Here is a 16,533-nt window from a genome sequence, read left to right as displayed (position 1 = left end):
GACCCCGCGAGCGGGGAGAGGGCGGGCGGCACGCCAATACGTGCCGCCCGCCCGCACCTTGACCCGTTGTCCGCCGTCCGGCGCTAGGAAACCACCGCCGGATCGGCGGACTTGGATTCCGGCTCGGCGTCGTCCTCGTCCTCCACCGCGACGCCGCGCCGCTTGGACGCGTACACCGCGCCGACTATCACGAGCAGCGCCAGGACCGCGACGAGGACCCGCGTCCCGACGCTCCTGTCCGCGCCGTAGGAGAACTGGATGACCGCGGGCGCGATGAGCAGCGCCACCAGGTTCATCACCTTCAGCAGGGGGTTGATCGCGGGGCCTGCGGTGTCCTTGAAGGGGTCGCCGACGGTGTCGCCGATGACGGTGGCCGCATGGGCCTCGCTGCCCTTGCCGCCGTGGTGGCCGTCCTCGACGAGTTTCTTCGCGTTGTCCCAGGCTCCACCGGAGTTGGCGAGGAAGACCGCCATCAGGGTGCCCGCGCCGATCGCGCCCGCGAGGAAGGCGCCCAGGGCGCCGACGCCGAGCGTGAACCCGATGAAGACGGGCGCCATCACGGCGAGCAGTCCGGGCGTGGCGAGTTCGCGCAGGGCGTCCTTGGTGCAGATGTCGACGACCTTCCCGTACTCCGGCTCCTCGCTGTAGTCCATGATCCCGGGCTTCTCGCGGAACTGCCGCCGCACCTCGTATACCACCGAACCCGCCGACCGCGACACCGCGTTGATCGCCAGCCCCGAGAAGAGGAAGACGACCGCCGCGCCCGTGATCAGACCGACGAGGTTGTTGGGCTGGGAGATGTCCATCATCAGGCTCATCGGCGCGCCCTCACCGCTGAGCCTCTCGCCCACGTCCCGCGCGCCGGTGGTGATGGCGTCCCGGTACGAGCCGAACAGCGCCGCCGCCGCCAGTACGGCCGTGGCGATCGCGATGCCCTTGGTGATGGCCTTGGTGGTGTTGCCGACCGCGTCCAGGTCGGTGAGCACCTGGGCGCCCGCGCCCTGTACGTCGCCGGACATCTCGGCGATGCCCTGCGCGTTGTCGGAGACCGGACCGAAGGTGTCCATCGCGACGATCACACCGACCGTGGTGAGCAGTCCGGTGCCGGCCAGCGCCACCGCGAACAGCGCCAGCATGATCGAGGTGCCGCCGAGCAGGAACGCCCCGTACACACTGAGACCGATCAACAGGGCGGTGTAGACGGCGGATTCGAGACCGAGGGAGATGCCGGAGAGGACGACGGTGGCCGGGCCGGTGAGCGAGGTCCTGCCGATGTCCCGCACGGGACGCCGGGTGGTCTCGGTGAAGTAACCGGTGAGCTGCTGGATGAGGGCCGCGAGCACGATGCCGATGGCCACCGCGACGAGCGCGAGGAACCGCGGATCGCCGTCCTTGCCCAGGATCACCTCGTCGGTGACGCCGTCGAGATCGGCGTACGACGACGGCAGGTAGACGAACACGGCGATCGCGACCAGGACGAGCGAGATCAGCGCGGAGATGAAGAACCCCCGGTTGATCGCGCTCATACCGCTGCGGTCGGCGCGCCTCGGGGCCACCGCGAAGATGCCGGCCATCGCGGTGAGGACGCCGATGGCGGGCACCAGCAGCGGGAAGGCGAGCCCGGCGTCGCCGAACGCCGCCGAGCCCAGGATCAGCGCGGCCACCAGGGTCACGGCGTACGACTCGAACAGGTCGGCCGCCATGCCCGCGCAGTCGCCGACGTTGTCGCCCACGTTGTCGGCGATGGTCGCGGCATTGCGCGGATCGTCCTCCGGAATGCCCTGCTCGACCTTGCCGACCAGGTCGGCGCCGACGTCGGCGGCCTTGGTGAAGATGCCGCCGCCGACCCGCATGAACATCGCGATCAGCGCGGCCCCGAGACCGAACCCCTCGAGCACCTTCGGGGCGTCGGCCGCGTACACCAGCACCACGCAGGAGGCGCCCAGCAGGCCGAGGCCGACGGTGAACATGCCGACGACACCGCCCGTACGGAAAGCGATCTTCATCGCTCTGTGCGAGACGACGGTGAGGTCCTTTTCCGGCTCGCCCTCGGCCGGAGTCGCTTCGCGCGCCGCCGCCGCGACCCGTACATTGCTGCGCACGGCGAGCCACATGCCGATATATCCGGTGACCGCCGAGAACGCCGCTCCGATCAGGAAGAACACCGATCGTCCGGCACGCTGATTCCAGTCGTCCGCGGGCAGCAGCATGAGCAGGAAGAACACGACTACGGCGAATACGCCGAGGGTGCGCAGCTGACGGGCCAGATAGGCGTTCGCGCCCTCCTGGATCGCTGCCGCGATCTTCTTCATGCCGTCGGTGCCTTCGCCGGCCGCGAGGACCTGGCGCACCAGGACTCCCGCGACCACCAGGGCCGCCAGCGCGACGACGCCGATGACCACCACGAGCAGGCGGTTGTCGTCGGTCAGCACGGCGGCTGCGAGGGATGTGGGTCGGCCCGACTCTTGTGTGAGGGAAAGCCCCGCCATTCGTCCTCCTTGACGCTTGGGCTGAGCTCAAGATGTGGACGGGATTGTAGGTACCGGAAGCCGATCAAAACAGAGCGCGTGAAATGTGAATGCCGCGCACGCACCCTCCCACGACGACCTCCGGACGGCCGGCTACCGGAAATCGGTAACGCCTTGGGGGCATTCACGCGAGCGCATTTCCATGGCACGGCCGGTCGTGAACGAATTCACGCGGTCAACCGCTCGAGACCACTGTAAGCGCGGGTGCCGGCACCCGCACATGACGAAGGGCCCCACGAGGGGGCCCTTCGGAAAACAGTCGCCGTCCGGGTGAAGCGGTCAGGCGAGGAGAGTGGCCGGCGACGCGGTGGGCCACCTCATGCGGATCGATCCGCCGTGCTCCCCCGCGCTGACCTCGACGTCGTCGACGAGTCCGCTGATGACCGCGAGGCCCATCTCGTCCTCCTCGGTCTCCGTCGCGTCACCCGGCACCCGCTCACCGGGGACCGCGTGGGGCGCCTCGTCGCCGACCTCGATGGAGAACTGCTTCTCCTCCTCGATCAGCAGCACCTTCACGGGCGCCGGAATTCCACCGTTCCGGTGCAGTCCCACGGCACGGCTGCAGGCCTCACCGACGGCGAGCCTGACCTCGTCGAGGACGGCCTCGTCCACTCCGGCCCTGCGCGCCACCGCCGCCGCCACGAGCCGGGCGGTCCTGACGTGCTCGGGCAGCGCGCTGAAGCGAAGTTCGACGGTGGCCATGCATCCCCCTCGCGACTACGGGCGTGCTGTGGAGAGGCCGGGCCGTAAGAAGCCCGGCCCTCCTCCTGCCTTCTCCTCCGCCGCCGGGCACGCGGCCCGGGAGCGGGGCGGTCAGTCGGTGGCCGCCACCGCTTCCTCCACCGAGGTGTGGATCGGGAACACCTTGGTGAGGCCGGTGATGCGGAAGATCTTGAGAATACGCTCCTGGTTGCAGACCAGGCGCAGTGAGCCCTCATGGGCACGGACGCGCTTCAGGCCGCCGACCAGCACGCCGAGTCCGGTGGAGTCGAGGAAGTCCACGCCTTCCATGTCGACGACAAGGTGGAAACTGCCGTCGTTCACCAACTCGACCAGCTGCTCGCGCAGCTTGGGCGCGGTATATACGTCGATTTCGCCACCGACCCTGACGATCGTGCGATCGCCCATGGTCTCGGTCGACAGGGACAGGTCCACGGATCCTCCAGCACCTAGCTATCGAGCGGTCGCCCTTGGGGCATCTCGGCTCAGCCCCCGGGACGGTTCGCCAGCCGCGATGGCATTCAATCACTTACCGGCAGGCGTGCACGACGCCTTGGCCCCATTGTCCGTCACGCCAGTGACACACTCGGTGCCGATGGCCAAGAATCATCGACCCGATCGACCCCCGACGGACCTCCGGTCCGGGCCCGCCCCGGGCGCGGTCCTGGACCGGCTCGCGTCCGGACCGAGCCGGGCTTCGCGCATCACTCATACGGAGCACTTGCCCCCGCGCGGGGGTCGCCATGCCGTCTGGCCGGACCGGATCCGCCCGGAGGTCCTCGCCGCCGTGCGGGCCGCGGGCATCGAACACCCCTGGGCCCACCAGGCACGCGCCGCCGAGCACGCCCTGGACGGCGATTCCGTCGTGGTCGCCACCGGTACCGCGTCCGGCAAGTCCCTGGCGTACCTCATGCCCGTCCTGTCCACACTGCTGGACGGCGCGGAGGCGCCGAACGGCCGCGGCGCCACCGCCCTGTACCTCGCGCCCACGAAAGCCCTCGCGGCGGACCAGTGCCGATCTGTGAAGGAACTTTCACAACCACTGGGCCATTCGGTGCGCGCGGCCGTCCACGACGGCGACACGCCGTTCGAGGAACGCGAGTGGATCCGTCAGTACGCCAACTACGTGCTGACCAATCCGGACATGCTGCACCGGAGCATCCTGCCGTCCCACCCCCGCTGGTCCTCCTTCCTGAAGGCGCTGAAGTACGTCGTCGTCGACGAGTGCCACACCTACCGGGGCGTCTTCGGCTCACACGTCGCCCAGGTGCTGCGCCGGCTGCGCCGCCTGTGCGCCCGCTACGGCGCCTCGCCCGTGTTCCTGCTGGCCTCCGCGACCGCCGCCGAGCCCGCGGTCGCCGCCCGCCGCCTCACCGGCCTGCCGGTCGTGGAGGTGGCCGACGACGCCTCACCGCGCGGTGAACTGGTGTTCGCCCTCTGGGAACCGCCGCTGACCGAGCTGCACGGCGAGAGGGGGGCGCCGGTCCGCCGTACGGCCACCGCCGAGGCCGCCGACCTGCTGGCCGACCTCACCGTGCAAGGCGTCCGCTCGGTCACCTTCGTACGCTCCCGGCGCGGCGCCGAACTCATCTCCCTGATCGCCCAGGAACGCCTCGCCGAGGTCGACCGCTCGCTGGCCGGACGGGTGGCGGCGTACCGGGGCGGCTACCTCCCCGAGGAGCGCCGCGCCCTGGAACACGCCCTGCACTCCGGCGAACTGCTCGGCCTCGCCGCGACGAACGCCCTCGAACTCGGCGTGGACGTCTCCGGCCTGGACGCCGTGGTGATCGCCGGCTATCCGGGCACCCGGGCCTCCCTGTGGCAGCAGGCCGGACGCGCGGGGCGGTCCGGGCAGGGCGCCCTCGCCGTCCTGATCGCCCGCGACGACCCCCTGGACACCTTCCTCGTCCACCATCCCGAGGCCCTCTTCGACCGGCCCGTGGAGTCCACCGTCCTCGACCCCGACAACCCCTACGTGCTCGCCCCGCACCTGTGCGCGGCGGCCGAGGAACTACCACTGACCGAGGAGGATCTGGCCCTGTTCGGCCCGGCCACCGAGGACCTGCTCCCGCAGTTGGAGGCCGCGAAACTGCTGCGCCGACGGACCAGGGCCTGGCACTGGACCCGCCGCGAGCGGGCCGCCGACCTGACCGACATCCGGGGGCAGGGCGGCCGGCCGGTCCAGGTCGTCGAGGCCGGTACGGGCAGGCTGCTGGGCACGGTCGACGCGGGCGCGGCACACACGAGCGTCCACGAGGGAGCGGTACACCTGCACCAGGGCCTGACGTACCTCGTCCGCTCGCTCGACCTGGAGGACTCCGTCGCCCTGGTCGAGCGGGCGACCCCGACGTACACCACGATGGCCCGGGACACCACGTCGATCTCCGTGCTGGAGACGGACACCGAGGTCCCGTGGGGGGACGGCCGCCTCTGTTACGGCTCCGTCGAGGTCACCAACCAAGTGGTCTCCTTCCTGCGCCGGCGGGTCGTCACCGGCGAGGTGCTGGGCGAGACGAAGCTCGACCTGCCTCCTCGTACGCTGCGCACCCGTGCGGTGTGGTGGACGGTCACCGAGGACCAACTGGACCGGGCCGGGATCGTCCCGGAGATCCTCGGCGGTGCGCTGCACGCCGCCGAGCACGCCTCGATCGGCATGCTGCCGCTCTTCGCGACCTGCGACCGCTGGGACATCGGCGGTGTCTCGATCCCGCTGCACCCCGACACGCTGCTGCCCACGGTCTTCGTCTACGACGGCCACCCAGGCGGAGCGGGCTTCGCGGAACGCGCCTTCCACACCGCCCGCGCCTGGCTCACCGCCACCCGCCAGGCCATCGCCTCCTGCGAGTGCGACGCCGGCTGTCCCTCCTGCATCCAGTCCCCCAAGTGCGGCAACGGCAACGATCCTCTGCACAAGCGGGGCGCGGTACGACTCCTCACGGTGCTGCTGGAGGGCGCGCCGGTGGAGAGGCCAAAGGACGCGGGGGGCGCTGCCGGGGCGTAGCGGGGGCCGGCGCCCGGGGCGGGGGTTCCACAGGGCCCGCCCAGGCCCGAGGTTCCACAGGGCCCGCCCGGGCCGGAGGTTCCACCAGGCCCGCCCGGGCCGAGGTTTCCGCAGGGCCCGCCCGGGCCCTGATCTCCGCCGTGAACGGTCCCCGGCCCGAAACCACCGCCACGTCCGACACCTCGCCGGTGATCACGCACCGTACGAGCCGTGTGTCCTGCGCCCGGGCCACCCGGTCCGCCCGGGCGCAGGCCACCGCACCGCCCTCCGTCCAGTGGTCCGCCGCCGCGAGCGCCGCCAGGTCCGCGCCGCCGGCCGCCCGGTGCCGGACCACGACGGCGTGCCCCAGAGCGAGGACGACGCCGAACACCACACACAGCACGGCAATCGCACCGACGCTCCAGACGGTCGCCGACCCCCGGTCGGAACACCGCGCGCGCCGCCACCCGTCCGTCGGCCCCCGCACCCGGAACCCGGGCCTCATGTTGCCGCCCCCATCGTCTCCTCCACCGCGGCGACGGCCTCCTCCCGCAGGTCGAAGGGCAGTCCTCGCAGGACCGGGGGCCTGGCCTCGACGATCACCCGGACCTGTGCGGCCTCCCGGCTCACCGTGACTCTCGCGCCGGGCGGCGCCGCCTCGCGGATCACCTCGACGACGGCGTCAGGAGGATCCTGCCGGGCCGCCGCGCGGGCGCCCGCGCGCGCCGCGTCCACACACCGGATCTGCGCCGCCACCACCAGCAGGCCCCAGACCAGCGCCATCGCGAACATCGCCAGCACGGGCAGCACCATGGCCGACTCCGCCGTCACGAACCCGCGGTCCGCACGCCGCTCACATCCGGCCATCGAGCGCCTGCTGCACGATGTTCCGCAGCGCCGTGCCGACCGGCCCGCTGGTGACCACCTTGTAGAGCACGACGGAGAACGCCACCGCCGCCACGATGCCCATCGCGTACTCCGAAGTCACCATTCCGGTGTCCTTCCGTGCCGCACGCACCTTGCACACCAGGGCACGCAGCCGTGCCCGTACCGCCTGATACATCTCAACCTCCGTGAGAATTCGTATTGATCTCGTGTTTCGTGTCGCTTCCTCAGTCGTCTCCCGTCAGGTGCCGCCTCCTCCCAGCACCCCGCCCGCGAGCCCGATCACCACGGGCAGCACGCCGACCGCGATGAACGCGGGCAGAAAGCACAGCCCCACCGGCGCGCTGACCATGACGGCCGCCCGCCGGGCCCGTGCCGTCGCCGCGCGGGTCCACTCCGCACGGGCCTCGGCGGCGAGCCGGGCCGCGGGAACGGCCAGGGGGAGTCCGGACACATCGGCCCGTTCCAGCAGCCTGGCCAGCGGCCCGGCGCCCGGTACCGACGCCAGCCGGCGCCACGCCGCGGCCGGTTCACCACCGAGCCGCACCTCCGCCGCGCCCCGCGCCAGCGCCTCCCCGACCGGCCCCTCCAAGGCCTCTCCGACGGCCCGCGCGGCAAGTACCGGACCCGCGCCCGACGCGATACAGGCAGCCAGCAGATCAGCGGCGAGCGGCAGTTGACGCTCCGCTCCGGCGGTGCCGGGCTCCCGCGCGTGTGGAGCGGCCGCCGTCCGCCGCAGTCGCCACCACCACAGTCCGGCCGCCACGGCCGACCCCGTCACCGCTCCGGAAAGGCCGCCCGCCAGCGCCCACCCGGCCCCTGCCACGCCCGCGTACGGCAGCCAGCTCCGCGCGTTGCGCAGCAGCGTGAGGTGGAGGGTGGCCGCCGTCCGTTCCCGGACCAGCACCTCGGCCAGTCGCCGCCGTACTCTCCGCCCTTGCCGCACACGGCCCCACCACCCCGCCAGCCAGGCGAGCGCGGACACCGCCCCCACCACCGCCCCCAGCCCGTGGGCGAAATCTCCGCTCATGCCGCCGCCTCCCCCTCGGCGCTCCGCACGATCCTCAACGCCCACCACAGCCCCAGCCCCTCCAGCACTCCACCGGCCGCCAGACAGGCCAGTCCCGACGGTGTGTGCAGCAGGATGTGCAGCGGGTCGGCGCCGAGCGCCGCACCGAGCGCCAGACCCACGACCGGCAGCCCGGCGAGCAGCACCGCCGTCGCGCGGGCGCCGGCCAACTGGGCGCGCAGATCGGCCCGCTGGTCCCGTTCGGCACGCAGCGCCGCTTCCAGCCGGTCGAGCCCGGCAGCGAGCCCGGCCCCCTGGTCCACCGCCACCCGCCAGCACGCGGCGAGTCCCCTCAGCCCTTCGGCGCCCGGCTGCCGCGCCGCCTCCGCGAGCGCCTCAGGGACGTCCCCGCCGAAGCGCGCCGCAGCCAGCACCGTCGCCTGCATGTCGCCGAGCCCGCCGGAATCCCGTGCGGCCGACAGCAACGCCTCTGCCGGCTGCCGCCCGGCACGCACCTCCCCGGCGAGCGCCCCGCACAACACGATCACCGCGTCGCCGCGTCCCTCCCGCGCGTGGCGACGCCCGGCGGCCCGCCGCACCCGTCGCAGCAAGGGCACCCCGGCCGCCCCCGCGACGACCGGCAACAGCGACGCGCCCAGCACCGCCAGCACCAGGCCTGCGGCCAACGACCACCACTCGGCCCGCAGCCGTCCGCGCGTCCGTCCCCATGCCCGGGCCATCCGGGGCCACCCCGGCGGCCCGCCGTCCACCGCTTCCCCGCCGGCCAGCAGCAGTCGCGCCCGCCCGGCCCCGGCACGCCCTCCGCCCAGCAGCCAGGCCGCGGTCCCCAGACACGCCACGGCCGCACCCGTCGACACCTCGGTCGTCCCGTTCACTCCCCGTCTCCCTCGCCCGGTCCGCCGGCGTACGCGTTCCGGAGCAGTTCCCGCAGGCGCTGCCATCCCCGCTCCCGGGCGAAGGCCTGCGGGCCCCAGCGCAGCGCCGGCACCGTCCGCACCAGTCCCGACGGGTCCCGTTCCAGCACGTGCACCTCCGCGATCCGCCGCCGCCCGCTCCGGTCACGCACGAGGTGCAGCACCACCGAGAGAGCTGCCGCCACCTGGCTGTGCAGGGCAAACCGGTCGAGTCCGGCGGCCGTACCGAGCGCCTCCAGCCGGGCCGGCACGTCGGTGGCGGCATTGGCGTGGACCGTTCCCGAACCGTCGTGGCCCGTGTTGAGGGCGGCCAGCAGATGGACCACCTCCGGGCCGCGCACCTCACCGACGACCAGCCGGTCCGGCCGCATCCGCAGCGCCTGCCGCACCAGGTCCTCAAGGGTGACGAGGCCCGCACCCTCCTGGTTGGCGGGTCTGGTCTCCAGACGTACGACGTGCGGATGATCGGGCCGCAGTTCCGCCGAGTCCTCGGCGAGGACGATGCGCTCGGTCGGCCCGACCAATCCCAGCAGCGCGCTCAGCAGGGTCGTCTTGCCGCTGCCGGTCCCCCCGCTGACAAGGAACGACAGCCGCGCGTCTAGCAGCGCCCGCAGCACGCGGTCCCCGCCCGGCGGGACCGTGCCGGCCGCCACGAGCTCCTCGAGGGTGAAGGCGCGCGGTCGTACGACCCGTAGGGAAAGGCAGGCACAGCCGACGGCCACCGGGGGCAGCACCGCGTGCAGCCTGGTCCCGTCGGGCAGCCGCGCGTCGACCCAGGGCCGGGCGTCGTCCAGACGTCTGCCGGCCACGGCGGCGAGCCGCTGGGCAAGGCGGCGGACGGCCGTCTCGTCGGGGAAGGCCACCTCGGTCAGTTCCAGCCCGCCGCCCCGGTCCACCCAGACCCGGTCCGGCGCCGACACCAGCACGTCGGTCACCGAGGGTTCGGACAGGAGCCGCTCCAGCGGCCCGCTGCCGACCAGCTCCGACCGCAATTGTTCGGCCGCCCCGAGCACTTCTACGTCACCGAGCACCCGCCCCTGGTCCCGCAGCGCCTGCGCCACCCGCGCGGGCGTCGGCTCGGCCCCGCTCTCGGCCAGCCACCGCCGTACCCCGTCGAGCAGACCGGGAGGCATGACCGCCGCGCTCGTCGCCTGCCTCCTCATGCCGTCCTCGCCTCCACCAGCGCCCGCTCCCAGAACTCCCTGCAGAAACGGGCCAGCGGCCCCCGGCCCGCGGCCCCGGGCGGCCGACCCGCCTCGTACGGGCGTCGCAGGGCGGGTTCGCCGGGCACGTCCCCGGCGAGGGGCAGCCCGAGCAACCGGGCCACCTCACGGTCGTCCAGTCCCGGCGCGTACGGCCCGCGCACCGCCACCCGCAGATCGCGCAGGACCATGCCCACGGCGGAGGCGACGCGGCCCGCCGCCGCGACGGCGCGCAGCTCCGCGGGAACCACGAGGAGCCCGAGGTCGAGCTGGGCGAGTACCTCGGCGACCCCGTCGTCGACGCGGCGCGGCAGGTCGACCACGACGACGCCGCCCCCGCGCCGCGCCGCGGCGAGCACCGCGCGTACGGCCCTGGGCGGTACGGCGAGGCAGTCTCCACGGTCCCAGCTGAGTACGCGTAGCGAGTGCAGTTCCGGCAGTGCCTCCTCCAGGGCGCCGCCGCCGACCCGGCCGTGTGACGCGGCGAACGCCGGCCAGCGCAGCCCTTTGGCCGTCTCGCCCCCGAGGGCCACGTCGAGTCCGCCGCCCAGCGGATCGGCGTCCACCAGGAGGGTGCGCAGTCCCTCACGCGCAGAGGCGACGGCGAGCGCGCACGCGAGCGTGGATGCTCCGGCACCGCCCCGGCCGCCGATGACGCCGACCGTCAGGGCGGGCCGTCCGACGCCTTCGACCACGTCGGCGATGCGGTCGACCAGCCACTGCTCGCCGTCGGGCAGCATCAGGACGTGGTCGGCGCCGATCCCGACGGCCCGTCGCCAGACCCCGGGATCGTCCTGGTCACGGCCGACCAGCACCACTCCCGGCCGGCGCGCCGCCCCGCGCACCCGTCGCGCGGCGTCATCCCCGACCAGGACGAGCGGTGCGGCCTCCCAGCCGCCCCTTGGTTCCGGCACCGTGTGATGGACCTCCGGTGTGGCGCCGGCCGCCGCGCACAGGCGCAGCAGGTCGTCGAGGAGCCCGGCGTCCTCGGTGACGATCAGCGGTGCGCCCGGCCGGCTCCCTCCGATGGCGGGCGGCGGATCGTGAGTGATGGTTCCGGACATGTTCGTCCCCTTTGCCGCGACTCTCGCGCAGCCCCTGCGGCTCCGCGATTCCCAGACGTGTGGGGAGCCGGCAAGCGGTCTCCCTTTGGACGGCCGGCGGAAACCGGCCGCAGGCGACCCGACAAACGGAACCGGATGTGAACTCACGGCGAGCGGGACGCACTGGAATCACGATGCGGCCATGCGGAAAAACATGTGGATCTTGGTCAATAACTGTGGACGAGTCGGCGGCTGTGAATATCGCGGTCACTCATACCGGTGACTCCCGCACACCCTCTGTGCGACTCCCGCAGAGCAGTCCGACAACCACCGTGAGTAACCATCATGAACATGACAGTCAGTGGCCTGCCCGACATCGGCGAGGTGCGCCCACCACGAGGAGAAAGGGAAAAACCCACCCGGACATGCGACGACCCCCGCCGGGGGGGAGAGCGGGGGTCGTCCCCACGGCCGACTCGGGGGGGGAGGAGTCGGACCGGGTTAGACACGGTCGCGAACGATCCGTGACTTCCATGGTGTACCCGAGAGCCCTCTCAGGCAAACCCGCACGCCCCACCTTACGCCGAATGGGCTGCACCTATGCTCAGGAACGTGGAAAACCACTCGATGCCCCGCACAGCCGCCTTCTTTGACCTGGACAAGACGGTCATCGCGAAGTCGAGCACGCTCACGTTCAGCAAGTCGTTCTATCAAGGCGGCCTGATCAACCGCAGGGCCGTCCTGCGCACCGCGTACTCCCAGTTCGTGTTCCTGGCCGGCGGCGCCGATCACGACCAGATGGAGCGGATGCGCAAGTACCTGTCCGCGCTGTGCCGCGGCTGGAACGTCCAGCAGGTCAGGGAGATCGTCGCCGAGACGCTGCACGACCTGATCGACCCGATCATCTACGACGAGGCCGCCACCCTCATCGAGCAGCATCACACCGCGGGACGCGACGTCGTGATCGTGTCCACGTCGGGCGCCGAGGTGGTCGAGCCGATCGGTGAACTGCTCGGCGCGGACCGAGTGGTGGCCACCCGTATGGTCGTCGGCGACGACGGGTGCTTCACCGGCGAGGTGGAGTACTACGCGTACGGCCCGACCAAGGCGGAGGCGATCAGGGAGCTGGCCGAGTCGGAGGGCTACGACCTGACCCGTTGCTACGCCTACAGCGACTCGGTGACCGATGTGCCGATGCTGGAGTCCGTGGGCCACCCGCACGCCGTGAACCCGGACCGCGCACTGCGCCGGGAGGCCCTCGCACGGGAGTGGCCGATCCTCGACTTCCACCGGCCGGTACGGCTCAAGCAGCGCTTCCCCGCGTTCTCCGTGCCGCCGCGCCCCGCCCTGGTCGCGGCGGCCGCCATAGGCGCCGCGGCTGCCACCGCGGGCCTCGTCTGGTACGCGAGCCGGCGACGCACGAGGGCAGCCTGAGCGCCTCCCGCACGAGCCGCCCGCGCCCGCCCCGTCGACGCCCCTCCGACACGCCTTCGAGGCAAAAGCAAAGAAGCAGGGCGAGGGCTTCCACTTGCCCCGAACCCGTAGTACAAAGGACTTAACGGCCCGCGAGACCAAGGACATCCGAGAGGATCACCTTCACCAACGCATCAGTGGCCCACGGACCGAGCACGAACACCGGGAACCCACGCGACGTCGACCCGTCGATTACGGGCCAGCCGCACCAGGTGACGGGCAAGGAACCCGACCTGATGGGCATATATCGAGGACGCCTGGTAACGCGGTGGACGTGCCAGCGGCGGTACGAGTACTCGTACCGCCGCATTTCTGCCCGGCCCTCGTCCGGCCTCCCTCACGCGGCCCCGCGCTGGAGCGCCTCGCACACGGCCGTCGACTCGCGCGCACCCAGTTCGACCGCGCGCCCGCAGTGGGCGATCCAGCCCGCCACACCTTCCGGGGTGCCGGAGGCGTAGCCCTTCAGCGCCTTCAGATAGGCCTCCCGGCCCAGTTCGGCGTGGCCGGCCTCGGCCGGGCAGACCGACTTGGGGTCCAGACCGCTGCCGACCAGGACGATGCGTTCGGCCGTACGCGCGACCAGGCCGTTGTGGGAGGTGAAGGGGCGCAGCGCGAGGAGTTCACCGTGCACGACGGCGGCCGTCACCAGCGCCGGAGCGGAACCGCCCGCGATGATCAGCGCGGACAGCCCGTCCAGCCGGCCGTGTACCTCCGCCGCACTCGGCAGATCGGGCCCGGTCAAGGGCTCGTCGACCGGCTCGCCCTCCTGGCGGGGCCGTCCGACCTGCTCGGCCTTGTCGGCCGCCGCGACCAGGTGCAGCCGGGCCAGGACCCGCAGCGGCGACTGCCGCCAGATGGACAGCAACTGCCCCGCCTCGGCGGTCAGCCGCAGCGCCGCCCCCATCGTGCGGGCGCCGTCGTCGCCGCTGAAGTCGCTGCGGCGACGCACCTCCTCGAGGGCCCAGTCCACGCCCGACAGGGCCGCCGAACCACGCGCGCCGCGCAGCGCCGCCTCGGAGGTGATCTCGTTGCTGCGCCGCCGCATGACCCGGTGCCCGTAGACCCGGTCCACGGCCTTGCGCACGGACTCCACGGAATCGGCCACTCCGGGCAGGGAGCCCAGGGCGGCGAGCGGGTCGGCGGTCGCGCCTGTCGTACTCATGAGTCCGACACTACGCATCCCGGCGCCCACCCCACGAAGGAGTGGTCTTCTTCACGCCCGGACGTCACACGAGGCACCCGTTCCATTACGCTTGGTGAACATGAAAATTGCTTTCGTGGGGAAGGGCGGCAGCGGAAAGACGACCCTGTCCTCCTTGTTCATCCGTCATCTCGCGGCCGCCGGGGTCCCGGTCGTCGCGGTGGACGCCGACATCAACCAGCACCTCGGGGCAGCGCTGGGCCTGGGCGATGCGGAGACCGCCGCGCTGCCCGCGATGGGCGAGCACCTGCCGCTGATCAAGGACTACCTGCGCGGCACCAATCCGCGCATCGCGTCCGCCGAGACGATGATCAAAACCACTCCGCCCGGCGAGGGCTCCCGGCTGCTGCGGGTGTGCGAGGACAATCCGGTCTACGAGGCCTGCGCGCGGCCGGTGGAACTCGACGGCGGGACCGTCCGTTTGATGGTCACCGGCCCCTTCACCGACGCCGACCTGGGGGTCGCCTGCTACCACTCCAAGACCGGGGCGGTGGAGCTGTTCCTGAACCACCTGGTGGACGGCCCCGGCGAATACGTAGTGGTCGACATGACGGCCGGCTCGGACTCCTTCGCCTCCGGCATGTTCACCCGCTTCGACATCACGTTCCTGGTGGCCGAGCCGACCCGGAAGGGGGTCTCCGTCTACCGCCAGTACAAGGAGTACGCCCGCGACTTCGGCGTCACCCTGAAGGTCGTCGGCAACAAGGTGCAGGGCCCGGACGACCTCGACTTCCTCCACGCGGAGACCGGGGAGGACCTGCTGGTGGCGGTGGGGCACTCGGACTGGGTCCGCACCATGGAGAAGGGCCGGCCGCCCCGGTTCGACCTCCTGGAGGAGCCCAACCGGTACGCGCTGCGCCTGCTGCACTCGGCCGCCGACGCGACGTACGCGTCGCGCGACCGCGAGCGCTACACACGCCAGATGGCGCACTTCCACCTGAAGAACGCCCGGTCGTGGGGCGACGAGCGCACCGGGACCGACCTGGCGGCCCAGATCGACCCCGGTTTCGTGCTCGGCGAGAACGTCACGGCACCCGCCTGACGCTCACCGCTTCTCGGTCGGGGCTCCGGGGACCCCCTTGGGGGCCGGCGCGGAACCACCGGCCAGGAAGGACTCCCAGCCCTTCGCCGGAGCCTCGCCGACGTCCAGCGTGCGCAGTTTCGCCAGGGTCTCCGGGTCCTGGGCGTCCAGCCAGTCCACGAGCTGCCGGAACGAGACACAGCGCACCTCGGACTTGGTGCACACCTCCTCGATGACCTCCTCGACGGCCCGCATGTAGGTGCCGCCGTTCCAGGACTCGAAGTGGTTGCCGATGATCAGGGGCGCCCTGTTGCCCTCATAGGCCCGCTCGAAGCCCTGGAGGAGGCCGTCCCGCATCTGGTCGCCCCACATCTCGTGCTTGGCAGGGTCGCCCTGGGTGGTGGCGCCCGACTGGTTGACCATGAAGTTGTAGTCCATGGTGAGCTGTTCGAAGGAGTGCCCGGGGAAGGGCACGAGCTGCATCGACAGGTCCCACAGGCCCTGTTCCTTCCTCGGCCACACCTGGTTGTCGACCCCGCTGGTGTCGTAACGGAAGCCCAGGTCGCGGGCGGCCTCCATGAAGTTCTTCCGCCCCTCCAGGCAGGGGGTGCGGGCACCGATCAGTTCCTTGTCGTAGTCGAAGGGCAGCGGAGCCGAGTCCTTCATGCCGGTGTTGGTCTTCCAGGTCTTCACAAAACGCTTGGCCTGGGCGATCTCGTCCTTCCATTCCGCCACCGACCATTCGCCGACGCCACCGCCGCTGCCGCAGAAGTGCCCGTTGAAGTGGGTGCCGATCTCGTTGCCCTCGAGCCAGGCGAGGCGCAGCTGCTTCACGGTTTCGGCGATGCCCTCCTGGTCGTTGAAACCGATGTCGGAGCGCCCCGGGGAGTGCCGCGGCGGGCGGTACAGATCGCGTTTCTCCTCCGGCAGCAGGTACACGCCGCTCAGGAAGTACGTCATGGTCGCGTTGTTCTCCTTGGCGACCTTGCGGAAATGCGAGAAGAGCTTCTGGCTGTCCTCACCCGCGCCGTCCCAGGAGAAGACCACGAACTGCGGAGGCCTCTCACCGCGCTTCAGCCGCTCGGGCCGGGGCAGGTGCGGCTGCGCCCCGGTGTACGCGGTGGAACCGTCACCGATCAGCCGGACGACATTCTTCGGCGCCGGGGCCGGCTTGGCCTTCTCCTGGTCACGCGCCCGCTCGCCGGCGCCGTCGGCGCCGCTCCCGCAGCCGGCGAGCGGGGCGACGCAGACCGCGGCGATCACGGCGCCCGTGGCGATTCTGTGGGTGGCGGCCATCCGCCCACCTTCTTCCTTCTCTCGGGCCGAGCTCGATGGGGGCTTTTCCTGGTGCTGTGCCGGTCCACGCCGACAGCGCCGCCAAGGTCGCACGGAACAAAGAAGGAATTAATACGACAAGCCGATGAAATAGCTACATCACTCGCGAGAGTGACCGACTTGCCTATTTGCCCGGAAAGTCTATGCCATCCCTTTACTCTGAATTACGATCCTTTTACGGATTGTTGATGAGAGAGAGGG

15 protein-coding genes are annotated in these 16,533 nt (G+C 71.7%); 3 read left to right on the top strand and 12 right to left on the bottom strand.

Annotation, left to right across the window (positions count from 1 at the left end; all coding sequences use genetic code 11):
- Positions 1-83: 83 nt before the first annotated feature.
- The 3 genes from KYY02_RS11935 to bldG all read right to left on the bottom strand — a co-directional run bounded on the left by KYY02_RS11935 (position 84) and on the right by bldG (position 3,683).
- Complete coding sequence (locus KYY02_RS11935; RefSeq protein WP_371237874.1) at positions 84-2,489, bottom strand: sodium-translocating pyrophosphatase; 2,406 nt, start codon at positions 2,487-2,489, stop codon at positions 84-86.
- A 318-nt stretch (positions 2,490-2,807) separates the two neighbouring features.
- Complete coding sequence (locus KYY02_RS11930) at positions 2,808-3,230, bottom strand: ATP-binding protein (RefSeq protein WP_371237873.1); 423 nt, start codon at positions 3,228-3,230, stop codon at positions 2,808-2,810.
- 111 nt (positions 3,231-3,341) lie between these two features.
- Positions 3,342-3,683: an anti-sigma factor antagonist BldG gene (gene bldG, locus KYY02_RS11925; protein WP_003991900.1), complete on the bottom strand. Its 342-nt coding sequence runs from the start codon at positions 3,681-3,683 to the stop codon at positions 3,342-3,344.
- 79 nt (positions 3,684-3,762) lie between these two features.
- Between bldG and KYY02_RS11920 the strand changes: the two genes are divergently transcribed.
- The gene (locus KYY02_RS11920) at positions 3,763-6,249 is read left to right on the top strand and encodes a DEAD/DEAH box helicase (protein ID WP_371237872.1); all 2,487 of its coding nucleotides are present in this window, start codon (positions 3,763-3,765) and stop codon (positions 6,247-6,249) included.
- On the opposite strand, the gene KYY02_RS11915 is transcribed toward KYY02_RS11920, so the two are convergent.
- The 7 genes from KYY02_RS11915 to ssd form a co-directional block, all read right to left on the bottom strand.
- Positions 6,182-6,733, bottom strand: a complete 552-nt coding sequence (locus KYY02_RS11915) for an Rv3654c family TadE-like protein (protein ID WP_371237871.1) — start codon at positions 6,731-6,733, stop codon at positions 6,182-6,184. The genes KYY02_RS11920 and KYY02_RS11915 overlap by 68 nt on opposite strands.
- Entirely contained in the window at positions 6,730-7,095 is a 366-nt protein-coding gene (locus tag KYY02_RS11910) for a TadE family type IV pilus minor pilin (RefSeq protein ID WP_371237870.1), read from the bottom strand. The genes KYY02_RS11915 and KYY02_RS11910 overlap by 4 nt, the downstream gene beginning before the upstream one ends.
- A complete protein-coding gene (locus KYY02_RS11905) occupies positions 7,082-7,291 on the bottom strand; it encodes a DUF4244 domain-containing protein (RefSeq protein WP_371237869.1) in 210 nt (69 codons plus the stop codon). Before KYY02_RS11905 ends, KYY02_RS11910 begins: the two co-directional genes overlap by 14 nt.
- A gap of 63 nt (positions 7,292-7,354) precedes the next feature.
- Positions 7,355-8,143, bottom strand: a complete 789-nt coding sequence (locus KYY02_RS11900; RefSeq protein ID WP_371237868.1) for a type II secretion system F family protein — start codon at positions 8,141-8,143, stop codon at positions 7,355-7,357.
- Positions 8,140-9,018: a type II secretion system F family protein gene (locus KYY02_RS11895; RefSeq protein WP_371237867.1), complete on the bottom strand. Its 879-nt coding sequence runs from the start codon at positions 9,016-9,018 to the stop codon at positions 8,140-8,142. The genes KYY02_RS11900 and KYY02_RS11895 overlap by 4 nt, the downstream gene beginning before the upstream one ends.
- Positions 9,015-10,220: a TadA family conjugal transfer-associated ATPase gene (locus KYY02_RS11890; protein ID WP_371237866.1), complete on the bottom strand. Its 1,206-nt coding sequence runs from the start codon at positions 10,218-10,220 to the stop codon at positions 9,015-9,017. Before KYY02_RS11890 ends, KYY02_RS11895 begins: the two co-directional genes overlap by 4 nt.
- Positions 10,217-11,323: a septum site-determining protein Ssd gene (gene ssd, locus KYY02_RS11885; protein ID WP_371237865.1), complete on the bottom strand. Its 1,107-nt coding sequence runs from the start codon at positions 11,321-11,323 to the stop codon at positions 10,217-10,219. The genes KYY02_RS11890 and ssd overlap by 4 nt, the downstream gene beginning before the upstream one ends.
- Positions 11,324-11,902: 579 nt before the next feature.
- Between ssd and KYY02_RS11880 the strand changes: the two genes are divergently transcribed.
- A complete protein-coding gene (locus tag KYY02_RS11880) occupies positions 11,903-12,736 on the top strand; it encodes an HAD family hydrolase (RefSeq protein ID WP_371237864.1) in 834 nt (277 codons plus the stop codon).
- Positions 12,737-13,112: 376 nt separating this feature from the next.
- Here the strand turns inward: KYY02_RS11880 and KYY02_RS11875 are convergent, their stop codons facing one another.
- Positions 13,113-13,937 (bottom strand): Fic family protein, encoded by an 825-nt coding sequence (locus tag KYY02_RS11875; RefSeq protein ID WP_371237863.1) that lies wholly within the window; start codon positions 13,935-13,937, stop codon positions 13,113-13,115.
- A 100-nt stretch (positions 13,938-14,037) separates the two neighbouring features.
- Here KYY02_RS11875 and KYY02_RS11870 point away from each other — a divergent pair, with 100 nt between their 5' ends.
- Positions 14,038-15,018, top strand: a complete 981-nt coding sequence (locus KYY02_RS11870; RefSeq protein ID WP_371237862.1) for an ATP-binding protein — start codon at positions 14,038-14,040, stop codon at positions 15,016-15,018.
- Between the two features lie 3 nt (positions 15,019-15,021).
- Here the strand turns inward: KYY02_RS11870 and KYY02_RS11865 are convergent, their stop codons facing one another.
- Positions 15,022-16,293: a polysaccharide deacetylase family protein gene (locus tag KYY02_RS11865; protein ID WP_371237861.1), complete on the bottom strand. Its 1,272-nt coding sequence runs from the start codon at positions 16,291-16,293 to the stop codon at positions 15,022-15,024.
- Positions 16,294-16,533: the final 240 nt, after the last annotated feature.

Origin of the sequence: Streptomyces pimonensis, assembly GCF_041380215.1 — a bacterium.
In the GTDB taxonomy this organism is placed as follows: Bacteria; Actinomycetota; Actinomycetes; order Streptomycetales; family Streptomycetaceae; genus Streptomyces; species Streptomyces pimonensis.
The sequence above is the reverse complement of the archived record's forward strand: the minus strand, read 5'-3'. Positions and strand labels throughout refer to the sequence as shown.